This is a genomic window from Pseudoalteromonas nanhaiensis, from assembly GCF_051235485.1.
Lineage (GTDB): Bacteria > Pseudomonadota > Gammaproteobacteria > Enterobacterales > Alteromonadaceae > Pseudoalteromonas > Pseudoalteromonas lipolytica_C.
In genome coordinates this window covers 293,506-294,247 of record NZ_JBPNYQ010000001.1, presented here as the reverse complement: position 1 = coordinate 294,247, position 742 = coordinate 293,506, and the positions used below count along the sequence as shown (strand labels likewise).

At 53.0% G+C, this 742-nt stretch carries 1 pseudogene; it reads right to left on the bottom strand.

Annotated features, from left to right (window positions below):
- A pseudogene (locus ACSFVZ_RS01285) lies at window positions 1-742 on the bottom strand (signal recognition particle-docking protein FtsY); the annotation flags it as partial.

Sequence of the window (742 nt, the reverse complement as noted above, 5' to 3'; positions counted from 1 at the left end):
TGTTCTGCAGCAATTCGTTCTTGTTCTAAACGCTCCGCCTCTTCGGCAGCGATACGCTCTTGCTCTAAGCGCTCCGCCTCGGCCTTTTCGGCAGCAATTCGTTCTTGTTCTAAACGTTCCGCCTCTGCTTGTTCTGCAGCAATTCGTTCTTGTTCTAAACGCTCCGCCTCTTCGGCAGCGATACGCTCTTGCTCTAAGCGCTCCGCCTCTGCCTTTTCGGCAGCAACACGCTCTTGTTCTAAGCGTTCCGCCTCAGCCTTTTCGGCAGCTATACGTTCTTGTTCTAGGCGCTCCGCCTCTGCCTTTTCGGCAGCGATACGCTGTTGTTCTAAGCGCTCCGCCTCTGCCTTTTCGGCAGCAATACGCTCTTGCTCTAAACGCTCTGCTTGTGCTTTTTCAGCAGCAATGCGCTCTTGCTCTAAACGTTCAGCATCGCGTCTTTCGGCAGCAATGCGCTCTTGCTCTAAACGTTCAGCCTCAGCCTTTTCGGCAGCAATGCGTTCTTGCTCTGCACGTTCAGCATCGCGTTTTTCTGCTGCAAGTTGCTCAGCTTCACGCTGCGCCTGTTCTGCTGCAGCACGTTCTTGCTCTAATTTCATTGCTGCTTCTTGCTCAGCAAGACGAGCTTGTTGTTCTTGGCGTTGTTGTTCTGCCGCTTGCTGCTCTTGAGCTAAACGTTCCGCCTCTGCTTTTTCAGCAGCGATGCGCTCTTGCTCTAAACGTTCAGCCTCTGCTTTTTCAG